This is a genomic window from Candidatus Methanodesulfokora washburnensis (genome assembly GCF_003947435.1).
Taxonomy (GTDB): domain Archaea; phylum Korarchaeota; class Korarchaeia; order Korarchaeales; family Korarchaeaceae; genus Methanodesulfokora; species Methanodesulfokora washburnensis.
The window spans coordinates 1-22,669 of sequence record NZ_RCOS01000077.1 but is presented as its reverse complement, the minus strand read 5'-3'; the positions used below and the strand labels follow the sequence as shown (position 1 = coordinate 22,669).

The following is a 22,669-nucleotide window of genomic DNA, read 5'->3' as shown; positions in this document are numbered from 1 at the left end:
ATATATTTATCTTCAGATGAGGATGACCTAGGCTGATAGGCTTGATGCTGAGATCTGCGATTCTGCTTTCCATAATTATGCTTTCACTTCTCACTAGCACAGTCAGCAACATCAGCGTGAGCATCTCAGGGCAGGGCAGGTGCCTAAGGGGCTTTCCATGCAGCCTCGATGTGACAGTCCTGAATGAAGACAGGGTTAGGCTGACCGCATTGAGGCTCTACATATACACACCTTGGGGTGTGTTCCAGAGGGAGATTAATGTTGTGATAAATCCAAACAGCAGTGCTAGGCTGAACATACAGTTTACAATTCCGGCACAAGCATCCGCATCCCTCTATCCAGTTTATCCACAGCTGGATATCGAGGATCCGAGATATATAGGCATCCAGCATGTGATGGGAGAAAAATTCCTCCTGCTTGTGGAGGAGCCGAATATATATGCAGATCTCACCATAACAGCAAATGCCACCGAGGTAAGCCCGAATGGATGGATAAACCTCTTCGTTGCCTACTCCACTGCAAACATGCCGGCTGGCTTTATGCCCAGATTAATTGTGCTGGCAAATGGTTCAGTAAAACACATGTCTGTGCTGAATCAGACAGTTGGCTCGGTCTCCATTCCGATAAAAGCTCCAGATTCTCAAGGAAAGCTTATAATAAGGGTTCTTCTGGACTATTTCTCCGGAAATATAAGCAGGGAGACCTATGTAATGGTGAGATCGTACACAGCTGAGAACTACACAAGGTATTTCAGCTTGATACTTCAAGCATCGGAGAAGCTAAACACATCAAGATCTCTCTACATGGAGGCGATGAGGAGAGGAATAGTGATGCCACAAAATGTATCTGGGTATATAGCAAGAGCGGAGATGTTGCTTTCAGATGCACACAGGGAGTTTGACTCAAGGGGTCCAAGAGTTATGGAATACATACTTGGATCAGAGAATCAGTCGGAAATAGCCCTGAACATCCTAGTGAAGTCCTTTAAGGACGATATTAGATCCAGATTAATAGAGGTGAATCTCACAGTTCTCAAGCTATACAGGCTCGGACTTGGATTGGAGAGCTTAAGGAATATAACTGAGCTATGCTCCAAGGCATACCTCTTTCTCAAGGAGGACTTCACTACGAAGGATAAATTCCTCAAGGATTATGATGACGCAGTTAGCTCGATAAATCAAGCACAGATGAAGCTTAATTTACTGGAGAGAGATTTCGAGGGGAGAACAGCAGCCAGCATTGTTGTTCTCAGCTTCTTCTCTGTATTGTCCCTTATCCTGATGGTGAGCCTTATGATACTAATTTGGAGAAGGAGGTTTGTGGAGAGGATCTGAAATGTGCGGAATCGTTGGAGTTGCCGGAAGGGATGCAGCTAAAAAGGTGATAGACTCGCTGAAAATACTGGAATACAGGGGATACGACTCAGCTGGAATTGCTGTCATGCTAAACGGGAGAATGGAGGTGAGAAAGGCTGCGGGAACGATAGAAAACCTCATATCAAGGTATCCAGAAGTTCTTGAGATGGGAGGAGAGCTAGGAATAGGACACACAAGGTGGGCAACTCACGGAAGGGTGAGCGATTCGAATGCTCATCCCATACTGGACTGCAGCGGAAGAATAGCGGTTGTCCACAACGGGACCATAGATAACTACATGGAGATCAGGGAAAAGCTGTCGATTAAGCATGAGTTCAGAACGGAGACCGATACAGAGGTTATAGCTCACTTAATAGAGGAGATGCTGAGCAGTGGAATGGGAAGATTGGAAGCTTTTATCTCAGCTGTGTCGGAGCTTAGAGGAGAGTATGCAGTAGCCTGCATGTTTGAGGGAGTAAATGAGCTCTACTTGGCCAGAAATAAGATACCCTTGGTGATAGGAGTTGGCGAGGGCGAGAACTATTGTGCATCTGATGTGATAGCGCTTCTGGGGCTTACAAATAAATTCATATATGTGGATGATGGGGAGTTCGCCAGAGTTTCCTCAAGAAGCGTGGATGTGTGGAGGCTGGAGGGAGAAAAGCTTGTTCCAGTAGAAAAGAGAATAAACTTGGTTGACTGGTCCCCATCCATGGCAAGCAAGGGAAAATATGAGCACTTCATGCTTAAGGAGATCTTTGAGCAGGAGGATGTTGTAAGGAGGATCTTAGCTGAATCCAGAAGGTATATTGAAGGCACTATTTCCATGTTGAATGATACCATGAGAAGGGGCGGAAGGATACTGTTCCTAGCTGCGGGAACATCCTATCATGCGTCCATGGTGGGCAAATATCTGCTCAACAGCCTGCTGGAGTACCCGTCAGAGGTGTCAATAGCATCTGAGTTCACTAGATGGAACTTGGGAAGCTTAGATGGAGATGACCTAGTGATAGCAGTCAGCCAATCAGGTGAGACAGCCGATGTTCTGATGGCCGTGAAATCAGCTAGGAAAAAGGGTGCAAGAATTCTCTCCTTTGTGAACGTCCCGGGGAGCACTCTCTCAAGGGAATCTGATGGCGTTTTCTTCTTCTCAGCCGGTCCAGAGATAGGAGTTGCAGCCACAAAGACCTATGTCGCTGAGCTTGTCTCATTTCTTATGACCTTCACGGAACTTGGAAAAAGAATAGGAGCTCGTGTAGATCATGTAACCGAAGTTCTGCCCCGTCTTCCATCTCTTGTGGCATCATGCCTTGAGAGCTCTAACAGAATTGCTAGGGATCTATCAGAAGCTATAAAAAGGGAAAACAGCATCTTCTTCATGGGGAGAGGAATAAATTATCCTACAGCACTTGAGGGAGCTTTGAAAATGAAGGAGATAAGCTATATACATGCTGAGGGATTTCCTGCTGGTGAGTACAAGCATGGTCCACTAGCCCTCATATCGGAGGGCACTTACTCGATTGTTATAGGTTCAAATGATCCGGAGATAAGGGATCTCCTGCTCAGCAATGTAAATGAGCTTAGAGCTAGGGGATCAAGGGTGATATCTGTGGAGACAGGGGATCATCTTCCCTCTGATATAAGGATAAAGGTGGCAGAAGATGGAATCCCTGAGGAGTTTCTTCCGGTCGTTTTTGTTATACCCTTGCAGCTTTTAGCTTATTACACTGCTGTAGCACTGGGAAGAAATCCGGATAAGCCGAGAAATCTCGCAAAAAGCGTAACAGTAAAGTAGATAGAAATAAAGCAAGCCTAATTTTTATTTTCAGGTACTTAAGCTTGGTGCCCCTTATGGTGAAGGATAAAGTGGAGAAACTGATGGAGAAAGTCGGTGAAAATCTCTCTGAATTGGATCAGGAGGAAGTAGAGAAATTTATAAAAGCTCTTCTCAGGACTGTGGGAGAAAAAAGAATTTTTGTCGTTGGAGTTGGTAGATCAGGTCTTGTGGCAAGAGCTTTTGCGATGAGGTTGATGCATGTCGGTTTCAACGTTTATGTTGTCGGTGAGACCGTTACGCCTCCTATAAGAGAGGGGGATCTTCTTGTAGCTGTGAGCGGATCTGGGGAGACCAGATATACTGTGACAGTTGCTCAGGAGGCCAAGAGGCTTGGGGCAAAAGTTGTGGCGATAACAAGCTATCCTGAGTCCGAGCTTGGAAAGACTGCTGATCTAAAGGTGATAATACCCGGCAGGATACTGCCGGAATCCGGTAGGGATTATGAGGCAAGGCAGATATCGGGAGAGCATGAGCCTCTAACCCCGCTTGGAACTCTTTTCGAGCTCAGTGCAATGATATTCTTCGATGCCCTGATAGCAGAATTGGTTTACAGGCTTGGAAAAAGCGAGGAGGATCTGGAGGGAAGGCATGCAACAGTATGACCTGATATCAGTTTTGGAGAGGGTATCTGAACTCGTAACTCCCTCGAAGGAGAGAAGGGAGAAAGTAGAGGGATTGCTGAGGGAATCCCTCTTTAAGGTAGAGAGCATAATAAAGGACATGGGCATAAATGCAGAGGTAGTCCCAGTTGGATCTGTAGCTAGGGATACATGGCTGCCGGATGACATCGATATAGACATATTCATCCTTCTTTCAAGGGATTTTCCTGAGGATAAACTCGGAAGCGTTGCTGTTGAGGTGGCCAGAAGGGCCTTTGGCTCATACACCTTGAGGTATTCCGAGCATCCGTATGCATCATGCAGGGTTGATGACATCGATATAGAGATAGTACCGGCATATAAAATAATGAAAGGAGAAAAAATAGTGAGCAGTGCTGACAGGACACCTCTGCACAACAACTACTTAATGGGGAAGCTCAACAGCAATCTCAGAAAGGATATAAGAATTTTGAAAGCATTTGCCAAGTCGATAGGGGTATATGGAGCTGAGGTAAAAGTGGAGGGATTCAGTGGATATCTTCTTGAGCTCCTGATACTGTTCTATGGCGACTTCATCTCCCTCGTGAGGAATGCTGCTGATTGGAGACCACCTGTTTTTATAGATATAGAACGTATTGCCTCCAAGGGAGAAGCTCTGAAGAAATTCGACAGCCCGCTTATAGTGATAGATCCAGTTGACCCGAACAGAAACGTGGCATCACCTCTCTCCAAGACTCAGTTCTTCAGATTCGTAGCTGCTTGCAGAGCTCTCTTAAACAAGCCAACAGAGGAAATGTTCAGATCAAGAAAGGAGATATCCTTTACCCCAAGCAGGATAAAAAAGGAGCTCTTGGAGAGAGGAACTGATATAATTGTCCTTCTAGTTGAAGACTTGGACCTACCGCCGGATACCCTCTGGACGCAGGCAAAATACATATCCAAGAGGATAAGATACGTGCTTGAGGAGAATGGCTTCAGAGTTCTCTGGTGTGCTGGCCATACCGATGAGAAAAGCACAGTAGCAGTAGCTGCTGAGCTAGAAAGCCTGGAGATACCGAAGGCTCTGATAAGGGAGGGACCGCCTGTTGCGAGTCAGGGGGAAAGGGATTTCCTGATCAAGCATATATCAGACAAGAATACTCTTTCAGGCCCGTATATTGAGGGAGATAGATGGTATGTTGTGAAGAGAAGGAGGTTTTTCAATGCAGCAGATCTCATATCAGATTATTTGAGCGGAAAGAATGCACCAAAACTTGTGAGAGGGAGAAAGGTAAGGATAGTAACTGGGAATGAGATAGGAAAAGTGCCGGAGGAGATAAGAAATTTCATAGGAAAAAATCTGCTCAGGGAGGAGGTTTTCACAGAGATGCTTGTCTGAAAAATCTCTCCCCATAATATCTGGAGTCTGGAAGCTCATCCTCTATCTCAAGAAGCCTGTTATATTTTGAAACTCTTTCTCCTCTGCATGGAGCGCCTGCCTTTATCTGTCCAGCTCTGACAGCAACCGATAGATCGGATATGAAGCTGTCCTCAGTTTCCCCCGACCTATGGCTTATAACTACAGAATAACCAGCTCTTGTAGCAATTCTTATTGCCTCAAGGGTCTCGGTTATTGTTCCCACTTGATTTGGCTTTATCAAAACCGCATTTGCTGCCCTTTTCCTTATCCCCATCTCTATTCTTCTGACATTAGTCACGAAGATATCATCTCCAACTATTTGAATCCTGTTTCCAAGCCTCTTTGTGAGCTCAGCGAATGATTCAAAATCCTCCTCATGAAATGGATCCTCTATGCTCACTATGTTGTACTCATCCACTAGCTCCGAGTAGTACTCCAGTAGATCCCCCGGCTCCATCTCCAATCCATCAAGCAGATATTTATTTCTCTCCTTATCATAGAAATTGGTTGCCGCGCAATCGAGAAGGATGAATATCTTGTCAGAATATCCCGCCTTCTTTATGGATTCCGATAGAACAAGAAGAGCATCCCTCGTGTTTCTCATGGGAGGGGCAAATCCGCCTTCATCCCCTATGTTTACAGCGTTCTTTCCATATATCCCCTTTATCACATCTTTCAGAGTCATGTAGGTCTCAACAGCAGCTGTAAGAGCTTCCTTAAAGGAATCAAAGCGGATAGGAGCTATCATGAACTCCTGAATTCCCAGCTCATTCCCCGCATGAAGGCCGCCGTTTATCACATTCATCAGGGGAACTGGCATTATCCAGCTCCCACTTCCTCCCAAGTATCTGTAAAGAGCTAGCCCTGCTGTATTTGCAGCAGCTCTCGCAACAGCCCCTGAAACAGATAGAATGGAATTTGCGCCAAGCCTAGACTTGTTCTCCGTGGAATCAGCTTCTATCATTATTTTATCTATTTTCTCCTGCTCTCTAGAGTCCTCTCCGATTATCATCTTGGATATAATGGCATTTACATTGAAAACAGCCTTAAGCACCCCAAGTCCTCCGTATCTTTTCCCTCCATCCCTCAGCTCCAAGGCCTCATTGCTCCCTTTGCTGGCACCAGCAGGCACAATGAAATATCCCTCTCCAGATCCTGTTTTGACAACAGTTTTCAAAGTAGGCCTTCCTCTTGAATCAAGCACCTCAATAGCCTTTATAGACCTTATCTTGAAATCTAGCATGTTAAATGGAACACCCCCACAACCTTCCTTCCCTCATTGATTAACTTAATGAATTCATCAACTGCTGTCCCGGTTTTCTCCGCCAGAACTTTAACCCCCATTTTCTCCGCTTGCTCAATTATCCCTAAAACCGGCATGGCACCAAGAAAACCGGTTCCTATCACAAGAAACTCGGGCTTATCCTCCTCTATCACTTCCTTGATTTCATCCCAGGTAAGTGGAGTGTGGCCGTACTTCGACCTCAGGCTAGATGATCTCTCCTTTGGCCTTTTCTCCACAGCAAGATTAGATCTAATTATTATATCATCAAAATATTTTTTACCATTTATATTTATCTCACCGAATTTCACCTCAATATTCATACACCTTCACCTCAAACATAGCTGTTGGGGATGGTATGCCAAGTCCCGATAACACCTCTGGATTAACCTCGCCAATTACTCCAATGGCATCCCCAGAAATAACTTCAGCACATCTTCCCTCGATAAACACTGAGTTATTTGCCTCCCTCAATTTAAAATCGATTCTCATCGATTTAAGCACGGCAAACAAGTGGGATTGAATGTCCTCAAATCCGACAGAATCATCAGAGTAAGCTGCAGCAAGTCTTCTCTCGCTTCTCGTTCTGTATGGCCTGCTTCTATCCACTAGTACGACATCTCCTATCTCAAAGATCTTCTGGGGATATGGAGAATGAACATTTCTCGAGAGGAAATGCAGAAGACCCGGTATAAGGGAGTCCCTCAGCACTGTATAACTGGAGCTAACGGGGTTTCCTATCTCCACAACCTCAGTCTCCTTCCTTCCAATGCTTTTGAACAGACTTTCCTTGTTCGACAGCATGTAGTTCATCACCTCTTGATATCCAAGACCGACCATCAGCATTCTCAGCTTTCTGGAGATCTTTTCGGATGGATGTATAGAGCCTACTGTCATCACATTTCTGGGAAGCTGTGGCTTAAGCCTGTTCAGGCCATAGAGCACTATAACTTCCTCTGCCACATCAGCTGGATGCAGGAAATCAGTTCTATAGGGAGGTATTATCACATCTATCTCATCCCCAACTAGTTCTACATCAAGTCTTCCCCTTCTCAGGAGATTTACCACATCCTTTTGCTCTATCTCCTCTCCCAGCATTCTTCTTATGTAATCCATGCTCACTCTCATTCTTCTTGGCTCCACATCAGGCTGCTTTATTGTCTTCCCAGAATCCCTCACTGTTATAACTCCTATTCTAGCTCCGGTCTCGGCTATTGAGTGGACAAGTATCGAAAGAGATGTCCTTATGGACTTCTCATCTGTACCAGTTACATCTATGAACAGATTTCTCGTCCTCTCGCTGAGCCTTGTGAGCTCAGAGTTTATCACAGGAGGCATTGACATAACCCTTCCCATTGAGTCCTCTATCAGAGGAACTAGGCCCTCCTCATTCCTTATTAAGTTCCCATACTCCCTTCCCTTCTCTGTGTTCTCCAGAATCTCTCTGGCTGTCATCTCCCTGTTTTCACCAAGCGGGATGAATTTCACTTCATTCATGGGCCTTGCTATGTACCTAAAGGGAGGTTTAACTGCATCCAAATCATGTATCCCTATGGCAACTCTTCTCCTCTTTCTTCCAAGGGTCTCATGGATCTTCTCTTGGCACTGTATTATGGACTTTATCACGCTGTCATTAAGCCTGACGTCGAGCAGAATAGCTCCAACAGCAAACGGCCTCACATTCTTCACGCTTTCATCAACTACAAGCTCCTCCTCTCTGTGCTCAACTGGATACTTGGGTATCCCCAGTTCCTTTCCGATAATGCCCTTTATCATCCTGGCAATGCCCTCTGTTGAGAGAAGATCAAGCCTATCGCTTGTTATCTCTAACTCAACGCTTTCATCGCTGAATCCCTCTATGTTCACCTTGGTGTCCTCCAGAATTTCAACTAGCTCATCCCTGCTAAGCCTCATTCCCAGAAGAGAGTATAGGTACTCTTTGTCTATCTCCAAGACCGGCATGCTCTCACCTAAAACGAAGCTCTCCTCAGAAAGTCCAAACTTTGAGAGTGAAGATCCCTTATATCATCTATTCCCATCCTCAGCATTGCAAGCCTCCCTATTCCTATTCCCCAAGCAAGAGCCTGAACTCTTGGATAATCATAACCAAGAGGAACCAGCATCTCAGGTCTGAACAAGCCAGATCCTGCTATCTCTATCCATCCAAGCTTCTCATGCCTTACATATGCCTCAACACTTGGCTCCGTGAAGGGGAAGTATGCAGGCCTGAACTTCACCTCCTCAAATCCAAGGCTCCTTGAAAACTCAGCCAAAAAGCCCAAAAGATGCTTTACATTCAGATCCTCTGCCAGAACAACGCCTTCACATTGATGAAACTCCATTGCATGGGTTTTATCGAGGGCCTCTGGTCTGAACACCCTGTCTATGGCAAATATCTTGGATGGTATCTCTAAACCCTTTGCCAGCTCTCTAGCAGAAGCTGCTGTAGTCTGAGTCCTTAAAACCAGCCTTCTAGCTATCTCAAAGCTCCACTTGTATCCCCAGCCTGTTGAGCCCGTTCCATATCCATCCTCATGTGCTTTTCTAACCCTCTCCACCAAATCCATGTGCTCACTCAGATCAGCCGGTTCAGATGGAAATGAAACGATATAGGAGTCATGTATCTCCCTAGCTGGATGATCCTGAGCCTGAAAGAGGACGTCAAAGTTCCAGAACTCAGCTTCAACAAACGGGCTTTTCACCTCCCTGAACCCCATCCCGATCAATATCTCCCTGACCTCATCCAGAAGCATTGAATAGGGATGGGGCTTCCCCGGAAAAACCTCTGGAGGAAGGGCGGATATATCGTACCTCTTAAGCCTGAGGTTTCTCCACTCCCCGGTCTCTATCAGCTTTCTGTTTAGCTTTGCGACCTCTATTATAAGGAGCTTCCCTTCAAGGCACTCCCTTCCCAGCTCAGTCAGCTCTACCTCGGTGAGGACAAGCTCCTTCTCCCTGACTAGGCCTCTTTTCACCAAAGCTTTCAAGATATCCTCGTTATCCGGACTTATTCCTCTCTCCACTTTGAGCAGGATATCCCTCTCAGGAAGATCTATCCCTTTTACCACAAGGTACTTCCCTCTCTCATCCTCCTCAATTTTTGCCCCCCTTCTCCTCAGCCATCCTATGGCTGCTTGCAGAAGCTCGCCCTGAAGAAGCTTTGAGGCATCATCTAGGTATATCTTCCCATCTTTAGCTGCATTTAGCAGTATTTCCTCTGGCATTCCCTCCTTTAAGCAGATTCTTCCTTTTTCCGTTAGCTCATACGTTTTTCTCCTTATCTTCGATACTTTAACAAGAGATTTTGTCTCCAGAAGGGGTATAAGTGCGGATGCAGAGCTTTTCTCCTCTCCTAAATTCTCTAAAATTAATTTTCCTCCAAGAGATGCTATTTTTCTGAGGAGATCATGCTCACCCTGGCTGAGAGATATCAATCACATCCCCCCATGTGCAGAGCCTCGATAGCGGAGAGCCTATATAATGCTGCCGTTGTCGGATAGCTAGCATTTTATAACTATCCGTTCCATCTCGGATAGCAATGGATTGCTATCCTCATTGATGGCTTTCAGGGGCAACGGGGCTCCCCTCATCCTGAGCATATTAATGCCTGCGGTCACATCCCTATCTTTCTCGTAACCGCACCGCAGGCATCTCATAAGCCTGTGCCCATTCGGAGCTAATCTTCCCCCACATATCGGGCACAGGCTGGATGTCCCCTTAGGGTTAACATATACAACTGGCAAACCGTTAAGCTTAGCCTTATAATCAACATAGAATTGAAGCCTTCTAAAGTTCCAATTATGCAACCTTCTGTTCATCTGCCTTCCCTTTTTTATGCGTTTTCTTATTCCTTTCAGATCCTCCATCACTATTCCTAGATTGTGTTGCTTAGCAAAGTCCACAATCTTTTTTGAAATTTTGTGGCATAGGTCTTCAGTCCTCCTTTTCTCCCTGTCAGAATACTTCTTCAGAAGCTTCTGAGCAGTCCTTGGCTTATATTTGGCGAGCTTCTGAATCCCTCTTCTGATGATAAAGTAGGTTGTGTGAACTGTCCTAAGCTCATGGTCTATCCTTAGAACGTGGGGATTTGAGCTTACAGCCGTAACGTTGGACTCATTTATATCGATCGCTATCCATTCCTCAGGATTCTGCAGATCCACTTCCTTCTTAAAGGGAATTATTATCTTGTTCTCATTTATCGTTACCTCACCGATCTTAAGCTTCCCCTCTTTCCAAGAATAAATGAACTTCTTCTGATATTCCCCGAATTTCAGGTTGATGAACAGAAACTGCCTTGGCCTCACCGAGATCCTGATCTTATCTCCATAAAACCTGTAGAGCTCAGGATCTAGCTGCATAAAGAGCTTTTTAGCCTCAGTCTTCCCCTCTCTGTGTTTCTTCCTGTATTTCTTGAGCATAGCTAAAGCTATTTTACATGCTGAATGGCAGAAATGGGTTGAGTAATCCCATCTTCGCTTCCACTCCTCATAAACTCCTTTTCTCAGCTTTGCATATGATGTTATCCTTCTCTTGTGGGCATAATCTATGCAGAAGTTTATCATCTTCCTGAAGTCCTCAAGGAGCTTGTTGAGTTCGTTATTAGGTTCATATCCGAAGGGAACTCCCAAAACAACTTCCACAATCTGAATATACACATAAGAATTATATAAAGTTAACTATTTGGAAACTGCCCTTCTATCCCTCTCCTCTATGTTGGAGTGAAGTATCCCTGTTTTCAGCACATCAACAGCCTGCTCCATGAGCCTGATATTAACAGGGTATGGGACTCCATCCTTCCCTCCAAAGGCAAAGGAGTATCTTGCCGGATCTTTTTTGCTCGGAGGAGCCCCATACACAACCTCTGATATCAGGGATAGGGCCCTCAGAAGGGATGGCCCTATTCCTCTCACCAAGAGAAGCCCCTCGAAATCCCTTATATCGAGCTGATTTGCCTCCTCCACAGCTTTCCAATCTATCCTTCTCGGCATTCTCAGCACTCTCAGGCTATCTCCCAGATATGGGGATAAACCCCCTCCGCTCAGCTCCTCCATCATCCTCTTGAGCCTTCTCGGTCCCTCCCTCACTAAATCAACTGATATCCTCCTTGTCTCCTCCGATTCCTCTGCTGTAAGATCCAGAACCTCCTTTTCCATTGATTCAGCAATTATCCCGCTATGAGGTCTGTTTACAAAGCTTTTAAGCCCCTGAGAGACCCAGTGATATCTCCTAGCTGTTTTTCTCTCAGGGTTCATCCCTTGCTGAACAACAGTCCAGTCTCCATCCTCAGAAAATATTATTATGTGGTGATATAAGCTGTGTCCATCCTGCAGTGCTGCGTTGTCCACCTTAGCTGACAAACGGCTTGCTTTCGATATCTCAGCTATCCTTCTGTCGCTCAGAGAAAGCTTATCCCCCTTCTCAACTATTTCATGCTGGGTCTCAAGGGATCTTTTACCCTTTCCACCACAAGCAGCTATTCCCAGATCCTCCTCATCCAAGACCTCCCTTATAACAGCAGATAGAACTGTTGTTACCCCTGATGAATGCCAGTCATAGCCAAGAACACAGCCAAGCGACTGAAACCAGAAGGGATCGCTCAATCTAAGGAGGAACTCCCTTCTACCGAACTCAAAAACTATGCTCTTTATTATCTCCCTTCCAAGAGATTTCATTCTAGAGAAGAGCCATGAAGGAGCTTTTCCACCGTGAAGGGGTAGCTCAGCCTCCCCTACTATCTCCATCAGTAATAAGGTGTTCACATCCTTTATAAAGTTGAGTGTTATAAAAATAATAAATAAAATTCTCTCAATTTGAGTATGTAAATAATAAGGTTGTCATGTCAGAAAATGCATTAAGCTAGCTCAGAGCTTTCTAGGCCATTAACCAGATACCAAGCTACTTGACAAACCAGCACCTAACTAGATGACCATTTCCTATACTTATTAACTCCGGTTCTCTAGCTTTGCATTGATCTTGTGCATAAGGACATCTAGGGCTTAATCTGCATCCTGTCGGCGGATTTACTGGGCTGGGAGGTTCTCCAGGCAATACCATTCTGCTTTTCAATTTTCTCATAGTTGGATCCGGTTCCGGCACTGAGGAGAGAAGTGCTTTTGTGTAGGGATGTGCTGGGTTGTTAAATAGCTCTTCAGCTGGAGCATACTCAACTATTCTACCCAGATATATCACTGCGACATAATCGCTTATGTACTTCACTACTGATAGATCATGTGATATCAGCAGGTAGGATAGCTTCAATTCTTTCTTTAGGTCAGCAAGGAGGTTTAATATTTGGGCCTGAACTGAGACATCCAATGCTGATGTTGGCTCATCCAATACCAGCAATTTCGGCTGTGGAGCTATCGCTCTAGCTATTGCAATTCTTTGAGCCTGACCTCCACTTAGCTCATGGGGATGCCTATCTCCTATCTCCCGGGAGAGTCCTACCCTCTCAAGCAGCTTATGGACCTCCTCCCTTGCCTCATCACTCCTCATTCCCATATGAACTCTTAAAGGCTCAGCTACTATGGACTCAACTCTCATTCTTGGGTTAAGGGATAAAAATGGATTTTGAAAGACGGCCTGAACATTTCTTCTATACCATTTCAGGTTTCTACCTCTTAATGAAGTTATATCTTTCCCTTCAAAGGCTATTCTGCCCGAAGTAGGATCTAAGAGTCTGAGTACGCATCTGGCAACAGTTGACTTTCCGGAGCCAGATTCTCCCACAAGGGAGAACACACTTTCCTCTTCTATGGAAAATGAGACTCCATCCACCGCTCTTACATAACCTGCTATCTTTCCAAACAGCCCGTATTTTATTGGAAAATACTTGACCAGCTCTTCTACGTCCAGAAGGGGCATAATCTCACCTCTTATATTTAAAACAGGAAACTCTATGGCCCGGAGCTATCTCCACCAGATCAGGTTTGGTCTGCCTGCACACATCCTTGGCTTCACCGCATCTATCCGCAAAGGGACAACCAACTAGTGGTTTGGATAGATCCGGAAGAGATCCTGGAATGCTTCTCAGTCTTTTAGCCTTAATGTGTGTCCTAGGGACGCAGTCCAGCAGACTGGCTGTATATGGATGCATTGGTCTTGATATCACCTCGTCGGCAGGGCCATCCTCCACTACAGTTCCGGCGTACATGACTATTATTCTATCGCATATCTCTGATGCAACTCCTAGATTATGAGTGATGAATATCAGGGTAAGCTTTAGTTCTCTCTTCAGCTTATCAAAAAGCTCCAATATCTGTGCTTGTAGCATGACATCCAGCATTGTTGTCGGCTCATCGGCGACCAAGATTTTGGGCTCTGTGGATGTAGCTATGGCTATGTTCACTCTCTGAAGCATTCCACCGGATAGCTCATGAGGGAATGACCTCAGTATCCTCTCTGAATCGGGCAAGCCAGCTTTTTTCAGGAAATCTCTTGCTCTATTAAGTGCTTCTTCCTTTGTCAAGCCAAGATTGCTCATAAGGACATCGGTCATCTGCTCCCCTATTGTGAAGAGGGGATTTAATGTGGCTGCTGGATCCTGAAAGACGATGGATATCTCGCGGCCCGAGTACCTTTTTCTCTCCTCCTCCTTCAACCTTAAAAGATCTGTGCCTTCATATAAAACCCTGCCATTCAATATCCTTGCATTGGGAGGAAGAGCCATAGCTATTGCTAGACCTACGGTTGACTTTCCAGAGCCAGATTCTCCCACTAAACCAACTGATTCTCCTCTCTTCACATCAAAGGTGACTCCTGTAGTTGCATGAATCGTTCCGAGTGGTGTTTCATATACAATGCTCAGATCTTTTATCTGAAGAAGTGCTTCCTCCATCTAAACCACCTCTTTTGTCATCATTGTAATTCTAAGCCTCGGATCCATGAACTCCCTAGCAAAATCAGCTAGAAGATTAAAGCCTAGGACTGTAACCAATATAGCCAGCCCAGGGAAGAAGGAGATCCACCAAGCCACATTGATGGACTGCCATCCCTGGCTCACCAGCAGACCCCACTCTGGTGTGGGCGGCTGAACTCCAATCCCAAGAAAGCTCAGCCCAGCTGCCTCAAGCACTGCAGAACCCATGTCCAATGAAGCTTGTATCACAACAGGGGTCAAAGCATTGGGCAGTATATGCCTGAACATTATCGTGAAGCTGCCAAGCCCAAGCACTCTTGCTGCATCGACATAAGGCATGCTCTTTACCGTGTTCACCTGCACATAGATAAGCCTCGCATACCAAGGCCACCATGAGATAGCAAGAGCTAGAATTGCATTTTCCAAACCCCTTCCCAATGTCGCTGCTAAAGCTATAGCTAGAAGAAGAGGTGGAAATGCGAGAAACATATCCGTTATCCTCATAAGTGCTGTTCCCGTTCTTCCTCCGCTATAGCCTGCTATCAGGCCAAGAGGAACTCCTATGACCAAGGCTAATCCTACCACACCAATTGCTATAATGAGAGAGAATCTAGCTCCCAGTATAACTCTGTTGAACATATCTCTCCCGTACTCATCTGTGCCAAATGGATGCTCCAATGAGGGAGGCAGATATCTCTTGGACACATCGTATGTGGTGCCCCATGCGTCCTCAGGCTTTGTGAGTATATATGGAGATATTATTCCCATTATAAGGAAAGCAATGACTATGATGAAACCTATCATAGAGACAACATTTCTTCTCATTAACATGAACATTGTCCTAACTTCAGATGTCATAAACTCACCCTTGGGTCTATCCATGCATGAATCAGATCGACGATCAGATTTATAGCAGAGTAAAATAGTGCCACAATGATCACAGCACCCATTATTGCGGGATAGTCGAAGCTGAGAAGGGACATTGCAGTGTAAAGCCCTATTCCAGGCCATACAAATATCAGCTCCACCATAAATGCTCCTATTATTGTATATCCGAAGGATAGGCCAAGAGAAGCTATAACAGGAGATACTGCGTTCTTCAGGGCATACTTGTACACAATCAGTTTCCTCGGAATACCCCACGCCAGAGCGCTTCTCATGAATGGCTCATGTAATATATCCACCATCATAGCTCTGGTCATCCTAGCGCACAGGCCCATGGGATAAAGCGATAGGACTGCTGCGGGAAGGATCATGTGCTTGAGCACATCAACGAACACAGGAAAATCCCCCTGTATCAGGGAATCGATCAGATAGAAACCTGTTATAGGATGAAATCCCGTGCTTATGACCAGCATTTCATCCACTCTCTTTGATGATGGTAGCCAGCCAAGCCAGCTGCTGAACACCAGCAATATAATCAAGGCAAGCCAAAATACAGGCATTGAGGCTCCAAGAACGCTGAACACTCGTATGACACTGTCTGTCATCCTGTTTCTTCTGAGAGCTGCGGCAATTCCCAGTAAGATGCCAAGAACAGCAGCTATGGAAAATGCGAAGATTATCAACTCTAAAGTGGCTGGAAGTGCACTTAGTAAGTCATCTAGCACTGGAGATTTTGTTCTCCACGAAACCCCCCAGTTTCCTCTAATGAAATCCAAAAGATAGTAACCCAGCTGAATGTAGATCGGCTGATCCAAATGAAGCTCCTTTCTTGCCCTCTCGATCTGCTCTATTGTCGCATGAGGGCCTGCCCATAGGAGCTCAGGTCTGGCCGGTACAACTCTTGTGATAGTGAATGTTATCACTAACACGCCAAACACAACAAAAATAAGGAGGATAAGGCGCTTGATCAAATACTCCCGACTGAGAGGCATAACCGACACCTAAAAAATAAAAATAGGGGTTAAACTTCTCTATACTCTATCCCTCAACGCTTAGGACCTGTGGAAATATCGCTGTCGGATATGCTGGATTTATAGCTTTATCTAGGCCCCCTATATTTACTCTAGCTACTCTTACATCAATCATATCCCATAAAGCTACTGCAGGAACATCATCGTACAGTATTTTCTGTGCCTTATAGTATAGCTCAAGGGACTTAGTCCTATCTATTCCTTCCCAATAGTGTGCATCTTCTATTGTTTTTTCAAATTCTGAATTATTGTAGTAGCATAGATCAAAAGATTTGCTGCTGCTGTGAAACATGTTGAACAGATAGTCGTATGGCGATATATAATCGGGCCACCAGTAGAATATGAAGAGGTCCTGTGCAGCCTGAGAATTATTCCATCCGCTTTGAGCCAGAGCCCATTGCTCCTCCCAGCTCATTGGTCTTACCTCTATGTTTATTCCTATTTTGCCTAGGCTGGACTTGATGAGATCCGCTGTCCTCTGCTCATATATATCTCCAGCTGTATATGTCAGGATCAGGGTCCTATTGATGCCGTTGGGATATCCGGCTTCAGCAAGCAGCTTTTTCGCTAGGCTGAGATCGTAACTATACGTGAGGTTATCGAAGTGGCCCCACATGTTATGCGGTATCGGTCCGGATGCCACTTTCGCTAGACCACTTCTGGCGATTGTCACTATGTCATCGTAGGGTATTGCGTGGGCAATCGCTTTTCTCACCAGAACATTGTCCAGCGGGGGTTTTCTTGTGTTTATCAACAGAAGGAGGTTCTGAAAACAAGGTTTCATCACTACTTGCAAGTTTGGATCCTTCTTTAAGTTCTCAACATCCTCTAATGGAACATATTCAGCTATGTGCACATCTCCGGATTTGACTAATCTCTCCTGGGTCACGGAGTCTTTCACTATTTTTATTATGAATACGTCTGGCGCTTTATCCGACTTAAATGGATAGTTAGGATCTTTCCATCCCCACCATTCATTGAATTTCTCCAGCACAACTTCGTTCTCAGGATCCCATTTGACAAGTTTGTAAGGACCAGAGCCTGCATCCTTGCCCGAGTTAAACCAATTTGTTATCTTTGGATCAGTACTATTTGATGCATTTGCATATTTTACTATATTTGGACTGAATATATATGATGCATAAGCTGCAGACGCTATTACATCCAAAGGTGCTTGGTATTTTAGATGAAATATAATTGTATAATTATCTGGTGTTTCAATTCTATCTACAGGATCCCATATAAAGGCTTCTCCCTGCCCTATAGCAATAGTTCTCTCTATGGAGAACTTAACTGCTTCAGCTGTTACAGGAGTACCATCATGAAATACAGCGTTCTTTCTGAGATGAAATGTCCAAACAAGCCCACTTGGATCATGTTCATATTTTTCAGCCAAGGCTGGAATAAAAATATTGTTAATCGGATCGTAATGTAGTAGAGGCTCGTAGACAACAGCCATCCACATAATTGAATTTGAGGCCTCAGTGCTGGGCTCAGCACTCGTCATCTCCGATAAAGATGCATAAATAACAACCGTCTTCTTTGCGGGAGCTTTCCCTGCCATGCTTGTATAATAATAGTATGCACCGATGCAGGAGACCATGACAAGAACTAGAACAATAGCTATCAAAAGCTTTGATACAGCTGTTCTCAATATTTCACCCCCATCTTAGACTTTTTCTCAAAAAGACCTTCCAAATCTACTTCAAATATTGCCGACATGAAGGTCCTGCGAATTGAAAAAAAGATTAAATATAAGGTTTTCGTTTCACACAACTTATCTTTAAAACTTAAAAGAAATTTGCTTAAGAGAAAAATTCATAGCAGAATAAATCATTCATTAGCTAGTGACTTACGCTTGAGGACCTTGCTATGCATCAACCGAAGTCTCGCGAGAGATTCAGCCAGTTTCACCGTCACCATGGTTGGATCAATCACAGGAACTTTGGTCTTAGCGCTTAATTCTTCAGCTAATCCTATGAATCCACCGCATCCAAGGACCACAACCTCAGCCCCATGATACCTGACAGATCTCTCTATCTCCCCCAGCAGAATCTCTTTGACATTATTTATGTCCTTCCTTATGTCAAGCACACCCACATCTATTCCAGTGATATGGACAATTCTGTCCTCAACGCCCAAGATCATTGCCTTTCTATGGTAAATCGGGATTGATTGCCTTCCTGTCGATATTATAGCTATTCTATGTCCTAGGAGAAGGGCAGTTGTAATAGAGCTCTCACCTATCCCCAGCACCAATTTATCCGATACCTCCCTCGCTGCATCGAGACCAGGATCATCGAAACAGTTTATGACAATGGCATCAAATCCTTCCTTATTGGCTCTAATTACCTCCTCCACCACATATGGAGCGGCAATCTCCCTGTCATAATCGTATTCTATTGCTCTTGGTCCATTGGAAAGGTTCTTTACATGTATCTCAGTATCTGGATCCACTATTTTACTACAGTAACTGTATGTTAACTCATTCCATATATCGGTACTCACAGGGTTGAGAATCAGTATTCTGGGCATATTGTTTGCTTAGAACCAAAACTTAAAAAATTAACTCGGTAGGGAATTAAGGTGTCAGCATGATGGAGATAAAGAGAGAGGATCAGATAAAAGCCCTTGTCCTCGGAGCAACAATTCTTGGAACAGGAGGGGGTGGAAGTCCTTCGGATGGGCTTAAAATGCTCGATGATGTCCTGAAAAAAGGCAAAACTGTAAAACTAGTGGATGTGGAAGAGATTCCTAGGGATGGCTTTGTAGTGGTTCCCTATGACGTTGGATCAATAGCTCCCAGCACTAAGGCTAAGAAACCTGTAAGGATAAAAGAGCCCGTCAGAAGGGCATTTAAGGAAATGGAGCAGATAATCGGTGGAAAGATAGTAGCTGTTGTAGCCAGCGAGATAGGTGGGGGTAATACGCCTGTTGCATTGAGCATTGCTGCTGAATTAGGCATTCCTGCTGTTGATGGTGATCTTCTTGGAAGGGCGGCACCAGAGCTACATCAGTGCACTGTAAATATACTTGGAATACCGATGTATCCCTCGGTCATAGTCGGTGAGAGTGGCAATGTTGTTGTGGTGAGAGAGTACTCTGATATAGATGACTACGAGGCTATAGCCAGATATCTATCAGTGCTCAGTGGAAAGTATGTATCGGTGGTTGATACTCCAATGAGCTACGATACTGCATGCAAGGCCATAATTAGGAAGACAATATCCACATCCATGAGGCTGGGGGAGGAGGTCATCAAGGCGAGGAATGAGGGAAGGGATCCTGTTGATGCTGTTGTCAACGTGCTCAAGGGATGGAGGATATTTGAGGGGGTAGTAGAAAAATATGAGTGGAGAGATGAGAGCGGATTTCTCAGGGGAGAAGCGGTTATAAAGGGTGTTGGGGATTTCAGCGGGAGAACTCTGAGATCTTGGATAAAAAATGAGCATATAATGATATGGATTGACGGTAAGCCAGTTGTCATGCCGCCTGATATGTTCATGCTGTTGAGAGAGGATGGCGAGCCCATAACGAACACGGAGCTAAGAGAGGGAATTAAGGTGTATGGAGTTGCAGCAAAGGCTCCGGATATATGGAGAACTCCTGAGGGACTTAAGTATTTTGGGCCGAGACATTTCGGCTTCGACTATGATTACATTCCAGTGGAGGAGCTGGTGAAGGTGATCTGAATGAGGATTCTTGTGATAAATCCTGTTGGTCATAGCACATGGGATAAACAGGATGAGGAGATCTGTAAGAGCTTTGCCTCTCCTGAAACTGAGATAAAAGTGGTATCCCTTCCCAGAGGACCTGTCAGCGTTGAAACACCTGAGGCTCATGCTGAGGTAATACCTCTTGTCCTAGATGTGGCGAGAAGGAATCATGAGGGCTTTGATGCTGTTTTGGTGAACTGCTTTCTAGATCCCGGGGTGGACTTCCTGAAGGGGATCCTGAAAAAACCAGTAGTAGGACCTTGTGAGGCCTCTCTTTCTCTTGCCTGTATCGCTGGAACTAGAATATCAATAATCACTGTCGGAGGAGCTGATGGTGACTGGATGATAGAGGAAAGGGTCAAGCAGCTTGGCTTAAGCGATAAGGTGACATCTGTAAGGGGGATACCAGTGGGAGTGCTGGATATAGATAAGGACAGAGCGGCTGTCGTCAGCTATCTTGTAAATGAAGCTGAAAAAGCAAGAAAAGAGGAGAGGGCAGATGTTATTGTGCTGGGCTGCACTGGATTGGCCGGACTTGCAAAGGAGGTTCAGGAAAAGACGAATATTTTCACAATAGATCCAACTGGGGCAGCTATCAAGGTAGCTGAAGCTCTAATAAAGCTTGGAATAACAGGTCTTCCGTACAGGAGGTGAGGAAATGAGCCCAATGGGCTTGGATCTGGAGCTTGCAGTTGCTACATTAAAGCTTGTGAGGGATGTGCTGAAGGTACAGGAGGGAGAGGAAGTGGCGATAACAGCTGATACTGGCAGTGATTGGAGGGTTGTGGAGGCAACAGCTAAAGCTGCTGCTCAAGTCAATGCAAAGCCCATAGTTGCATGGTACAAGTCACCCCCGGGTGTGGGAAAGGCTGCAGATCCTCATATACCGCTGAGAACTCTAAAGGCCTTGCTAAGCGAATCGGATGTGTGGATAGAGTTCAACAAATCCTGGCTGCTTTACTCAACACCCTATGAGAGTGCTATTAAAACGGGAAGAGTTCGCTATATCTGCCTTGTTGGGATGGACACCGATATGTGCACTAGGACAATAGGCAAGGTGAATGTCCCTCTTATCTACGAGCTGCAGAGAAGATTAGCCAGAGTGACAGAGAAATCTAGACACATGAGGATAACAACACCCGCTGGTACTGATTTGGAATTCGAGAATGATAGAAACAGGCCTATATTCACAGAAGGGGAGGTGAGCGGACCCGGGGTATACATGCTCTTCGGGCAGGTAGATTGGGCTCCAATAGAGGAGAGCATAAACGGATTATTGGTATTCGATGGCTCTGTTTGGCCTCCATCGGAGCTGGGTCTACTTAGAAATCCCATAAAGCTTCATGTGAGGGAGGGAGAGATTGTTAAAGTGGAAGGAGGAAGTGAGGCTAGGCTTTTTGAAGCTTGGCTGAGGTCTTTTAACGATCCTAATATGTTTAAGCTAGCGCATATATCCTATGGGTGCAATCCTGGAGCTAAGCTCACCGGAAACATACTTGAGGATGAGAGAGTGTGGGGAGCTGTGGAGTGGGGAATTGGTTATCAATCTCCGGACTTTAAGGGCAAAGTAGGTAGTGCCTCGTCTCATACCGATGGAATATGTCTCTCACCAACTGTTATCGGGGATGGAGAGAAGATAATAGAGAACGGCGAGTTTGTCCATCCTGAGCTAGCAGATCTAGCGAGAAAGCTGAGATATGGCTAGAAATATATATTTTAACCTTAATATATTTTTTATAAAAGCTTTTTAAATTTTTAAAGAAATATGCTTCTTAATGAATCAGATTTCATCTATTATCCTACTGATGGCCTTTCCCATCTCCTCAATATTTTTCTTCAAAGCTAGAGCAGATAAGAAGTCCTCATAAGAGGGATGCTCCGGTATTTCGTCCCTCTCTATCATCTCTTCTATCTCCTCAGGTACCTTTACTTTATATTTCGAGAGAATTCTTCTTAGCTTCCTCTTCTCCTCTATGATCTCCTTGATAAGGATCAGTGGGATGACTTCCTTCATATAAGTGGGCATACTGAAGTCAAAATTTAAGCTTTTTCTTGATAATAAGCTCTGATGTAAGTCTAAACATGATTAGTGAGGCTGGTTGCCAGCAGAAGGATCGGCAAGGATTAAGGGCAAGCAGTAGTTCTAACCCTTGTGATATAATTCAGATAGGGTTCTAAGACGCAAGAAATGTCAGCTACCTGAAAACTTTTTAATATCAATACCCCTCACGGAGTTTAATGGAATCCCGGCTGCTGGATAAAGCTAAAACTATGCTTGAGGTGATTAAGGGCAGGAGAAGCATCAGGGACTTCTGCGATAAGGAGTTACCTGATGAGCACTTAAGGCTCGTACTAGAGGCTGGAATTTGGGCGCCAAGCGGCAGCAACCTGCAACCATGGGAGTTTGTGCTGGTAAAGGATAGAGACCTGCTGGAGAAAGTAAAGCTCTTCTCACCCGGATTATTTGGCAGACCAGCAGCCATAATAGTGGTCTGTATCAACAGGAAAATAGCCGAGAAAGCCGGCAAAATGGGAGAGTTTATGTCGCTTATGGACGTCTCAATGGCAGCTGAGAACATGATGCTCATGGCCTATGCCCTAGATATAGGATCCTGTCCTGTTGCATCCTTTAACAAAATGGCTGTGAAGGAGCTGCTCGATCTTCCAGCTCATGTAGAGCCGGCGTTGATAATAACGCTTGGATACC

21 protein-coding genes are annotated in these 22,669 nt (G+C 44.9%); 8 read left to right on the top strand and 13 right to left on the bottom strand.

Annotation, left to right across the window (positions count from 1 at the left end; all coding sequences use genetic code 11):
* Positions 1 to 44: 44 nt before the first annotated feature.
* From D6D85_RS06480 to cca, 4 genes are read left to right on the top strand one after another with little or no spacing between them, the layout of a single operon-like run.
* Positions 45 to 1,334, top strand: coding sequence for a hypothetical protein (locus D6D85_RS06480; protein WP_125671260.1), 1,290 nt, complete (start codon positions 45 to 47; stop codon positions 1,332 to 1,334).
* Positions 1,318 to 3,150, top strand: coding sequence for a glutamine--fructose-6-phosphate transaminase (isomerizing) (gene glmS, locus D6D85_RS06475; protein WP_125671259.1), 1,833 nt, complete (start codon positions 1,318 to 1,320; stop codon positions 3,148 to 3,150). Before D6D85_RS06480 ends, glmS begins: the two co-directional genes overlap by 17 nt.
* Positions 3,151 to 3,206: 56 nt before the next feature.
* On the top strand, positions 3,207 to 3,794 hold the full coding sequence (gene hxlB, locus D6D85_RS06470) for a 6-phospho-3-hexuloisomerase (RefSeq protein ID WP_125671258.1): 588 nt from the start codon (positions 3,207 to 3,209) through the stop codon (positions 3,792 to 3,794).
* Positions 3,781 to 5,169 (top strand): CCA tRNA nucleotidyltransferase, encoded by a 1,389-nt coding sequence (gene cca, locus D6D85_RS06465; protein WP_125671257.1) that lies wholly within the window; start codon positions 3,781 to 3,783, stop codon positions 5,167 to 5,169. Before hxlB ends, cca begins: the two co-directional genes overlap by 14 nt.
* Here the strand turns inward: cca and eno are convergent.
* The 12 genes from eno to D6D85_RS06405 form a co-directional block, all read right to left on the bottom strand.
* Complete coding sequence (eno, locus tag D6D85_RS06460; protein ID WP_125671256.1) at positions 5,150 to 6,433, bottom strand: phosphopyruvate hydratase; 1,284 nt, start codon at positions 6,431 to 6,433, stop codon at positions 5,150 to 5,152. The genes cca and eno overlap by 20 nt on opposite strands.
* Positions 6,427 to 6,795: an MTH938/NDUFAF3 family protein gene (locus D6D85_RS06455; protein ID WP_125671255.1), complete on the bottom strand. Its 369-nt coding sequence runs from the start codon at positions 6,793 to 6,795 to the stop codon at positions 6,427 to 6,429. The genes eno and D6D85_RS06455 overlap by 7 nt, the downstream gene beginning before the upstream one ends.
* Entirely contained in the window at positions 6,785 to 8,434 is a 1,650-nt protein-coding gene (pheT, locus tag D6D85_RS06450) for a phenylalanine--tRNA ligase subunit beta (RefSeq protein ID WP_125671254.1), read from the bottom strand. Before pheT ends, D6D85_RS06455 begins: the two co-directional genes overlap by 11 nt.
* Positions 8,435 to 8,442: 8 nt before the next feature.
* Positions 8,443 to 9,906: a phenylalanine--tRNA ligase subunit alpha gene (gene pheS, locus D6D85_RS06445; RefSeq protein ID WP_125671253.1), complete on the bottom strand. Its 1,464-nt coding sequence runs from the start codon at positions 9,904 to 9,906 to the stop codon at positions 8,443 to 8,445.
* Between the two features lie 66 nt (positions 9,907 to 9,972).
* On the bottom strand, positions 9,973 to 11,112 hold the full coding sequence (locus D6D85_RS06440) for an RNA-guided endonuclease InsQ/TnpB family protein (RefSeq protein ID WP_125671252.1): 1,140 nt from the start codon (positions 11,110 to 11,112) through the stop codon (positions 9,973 to 9,975).
* A 36-nt stretch (positions 11,113 to 11,148) separates the two neighbouring features.
* On the bottom strand, positions 11,149 to 12,213 hold the full coding sequence (locus D6D85_RS06435) for a DUF763 domain-containing protein (protein WP_125671251.1): 1,065 nt from the start codon (positions 12,211 to 12,213) through the stop codon (positions 11,149 to 11,151).
* Between the two features lie 154 nt (positions 12,214 to 12,367).
* The gene (locus tag D6D85_RS06430) at positions 12,368 to 13,336 is read right to left on the bottom strand and encodes an ABC transporter ATP-binding protein (protein ID WP_125671250.1); all 969 of its coding nucleotides are present in this window, start codon (positions 13,334 to 13,336) and stop codon (positions 12,368 to 12,370) included.
* Positions 13,337 to 13,340: 4 nt separating this feature from the next.
* Positions 13,341 to 14,309, bottom strand: a complete 969-nt coding sequence (locus D6D85_RS06425; protein ID WP_125671249.1) for an ABC transporter ATP-binding protein — start codon at positions 14,307 to 14,309, stop codon at positions 13,341 to 13,343.
* Positions 14,310 to 15,188 carry an ABC transporter permease gene (locus D6D85_RS06420; RefSeq protein WP_237558778.1) on the bottom strand — a complete coding sequence of 293 codons (879 nt, stop codon included), beginning with the start codon at positions 15,186 to 15,188 and terminating at the stop codon, positions 14,310 to 14,312.
* Entirely contained in the window at positions 15,185 to 16,207 is a 1,023-nt protein-coding gene (locus D6D85_RS06415) for an ABC transporter permease (RefSeq protein ID WP_125671248.1), read from the bottom strand. The genes D6D85_RS06420 and D6D85_RS06415 overlap by 4 nt, the downstream gene beginning before the upstream one ends.
* 46 nt (positions 16,208 to 16,253) lie before the next feature.
* The gene (locus tag D6D85_RS06410) at positions 16,254 to 17,900 is read right to left on the bottom strand and encodes an ABC transporter substrate-binding protein (protein WP_125671247.1); all 1,647 of its coding nucleotides are present in this window, start codon (positions 17,898 to 17,900) and stop codon (positions 16,254 to 16,256) included.
* A 179-nt stretch (positions 17,901 to 18,079) separates the two neighbouring features.
* A complete protein-coding gene (locus tag D6D85_RS06405) occupies positions 18,080 to 18,781 on the bottom strand; it encodes an aspartate/glutamate racemase family protein (RefSeq protein WP_125671246.1) in 702 nt (233 codons plus the stop codon).
* 59 nt (positions 18,782 to 18,840) lie between these two features.
* On the opposite strand from D6D85_RS06405, the gene D6D85_RS06400 reads away from it, so the two are divergent.
* Genes D6D85_RS06400 through D6D85_RS06390 form a run of 3 tightly spaced genes read left to right on the top strand, consistent with a single transcriptional unit; the run spans position 18,841 to position 21,667 of the window.
* Positions 18,841 to 19,938, top strand: a complete 1,098-nt coding sequence (locus tag D6D85_RS06400; RefSeq protein ID WP_125671245.1) for a DUF917 domain-containing protein — start codon at positions 18,841 to 18,843, stop codon at positions 19,936 to 19,938.
* Positions 19,939 to 20,616, top strand: coding sequence for an aspartate/glutamate racemase family protein (locus tag D6D85_RS06395; protein WP_125671244.1), 678 nt, complete (start codon positions 19,939 to 19,941; stop codon positions 20,614 to 20,616).
* A 4-nt stretch (positions 20,617 to 20,620) separates the two neighbouring features.
* Entirely contained in the window at positions 20,621 to 21,667 is a 1,047-nt protein-coding gene (locus D6D85_RS06390; protein WP_125671243.1) for an aminopeptidase, read from the top strand.
* Positions 21,668 to 21,742: 75 nt separating this feature from the next.
* On the opposite strand, the gene D6D85_RS06385 is transcribed toward D6D85_RS06390, so the two are convergent.
* Positions 21,743 to 21,976, bottom strand: a complete 234-nt coding sequence (locus tag D6D85_RS06385) for a hypothetical protein (protein WP_125671242.1) — start codon at positions 21,974 to 21,976, stop codon at positions 21,743 to 21,745.
* 224 nt (positions 21,977 to 22,200) lie between these two features.
* Between D6D85_RS06385 and D6D85_RS06380 the strand changes: the two genes are divergently transcribed.
* Positions 22,201 to 22,669 (top strand): nitroreductase family protein (locus tag D6D85_RS06380; RefSeq protein ID WP_237558777.1); only part of this gene is annotated, 469 nt, incomplete at its 3' end.

What these genes read in the sequence shown, in the direction of transcription:
- D6D85_RS06405 (WP_125671246.1), bottom strand. Translation starts at nt 18,781, where the DNA reads ATGCCCAGAATACTGATTCTCAACCCTGTGAGTACCGATATATGGAAT.
- D6D85_RS06385 (WP_125671242.1), bottom strand. Translation starts at nt 21,976, where the DNA reads ATGAAGGAAGTCATCCCACTGATCCTTATCAAGGAGATCATAGAGGAG.
- eno (WP_125671256.1), bottom strand. Translation starts at nt 6,433, where the DNA reads ATGCTAGATTTCAAGATAAGGTCTATAAAGGCTATTGAGGTGCTTGAT.
- D6D85_RS06390 (WP_125671243.1), top strand. Translation starts at nt 20,621, where the DNA reads ATGAGCCCAATGGGCTTGGATCTGGAGCTTGCAGTTGCTACATTAAAG.
- D6D85_RS06400 (WP_125671245.1), top strand. Translation starts at nt 18,841, where the DNA reads ATGATGGAGATAAAGAGAGAGGATCAGATAAAAGCCCTTGTCCTCGGA.
- hxlB (WP_125671258.1), top strand. Translation starts at nt 3,207, where the DNA reads ATGGTGAAGGATAAAGTGGAGAAACTGATGGAGAAAGTCGGTGAAAAT.
- cca (WP_125671257.1), top strand. Translation starts at nt 3,781, where the DNA reads ATGCAACAGTATGACCTGATATCAGTTTTGGAGAGGGTATCTGAACTC.
- D6D85_RS06415 (WP_125671248.1), bottom strand. Translation starts at nt 16,207, where the DNA reads ATGCCTCTCAGTCGGGAGTATTTGATCAAGCGCCTTATCCTCCTTATT.
- D6D85_RS06420 (WP_237558778.1), bottom strand. Translation starts at nt 15,188, where the DNA reads ATGACATCTGAAGTTAGGACAATGTTCATGTTAATGAGAAGAAATGTT.
- D6D85_RS06425 (WP_125671249.1), bottom strand. Translation starts at nt 14,309, where the DNA reads ATGGAGGAAGCACTTCTTCAGATAAAAGATCTGAGCATTGTATATGAA.
- D6D85_RS06480 (WP_125671260.1), top strand. Translation starts at nt 45, where the DNA reads ATGCTGAGATCTGCGATTCTGCTTTCCATAATTATGCTTTCACTTCTC.
- D6D85_RS06430 (WP_125671250.1), bottom strand. Translation starts at nt 13,336, where the DNA reads ATGCCCCTTCTGGACGTAGAAGAGCTGGTCAAGTATTTTCCAATAAAA.
- pheT (WP_125671254.1), bottom strand. Translation starts at nt 8,434, where the DNA reads ATGCCGGTCTTGGAGATAGACAAAGAGTACCTATACTCTCTTCTGGGA.
- D6D85_RS06435 (WP_125671251.1), bottom strand. Translation starts at nt 12,213, where the DNA reads ATGGAGATAGTAGGGGAGGCTGAGCTACCCCTTCACGGTGGAAAAGCT.
- D6D85_RS06395 (WP_125671244.1), top strand. Translation starts at nt 19,939, where the DNA reads ATGAGGATTCTTGTGATAAATCCTGTTGGTCATAGCACATGGGATAAA.
- D6D85_RS06455 (WP_125671255.1), bottom strand. Translation starts at nt 6,795, where the DNA reads ATGAATATTGAGGTGAAATTCGGTGAGATAAATATAAATGGTAAAAAA.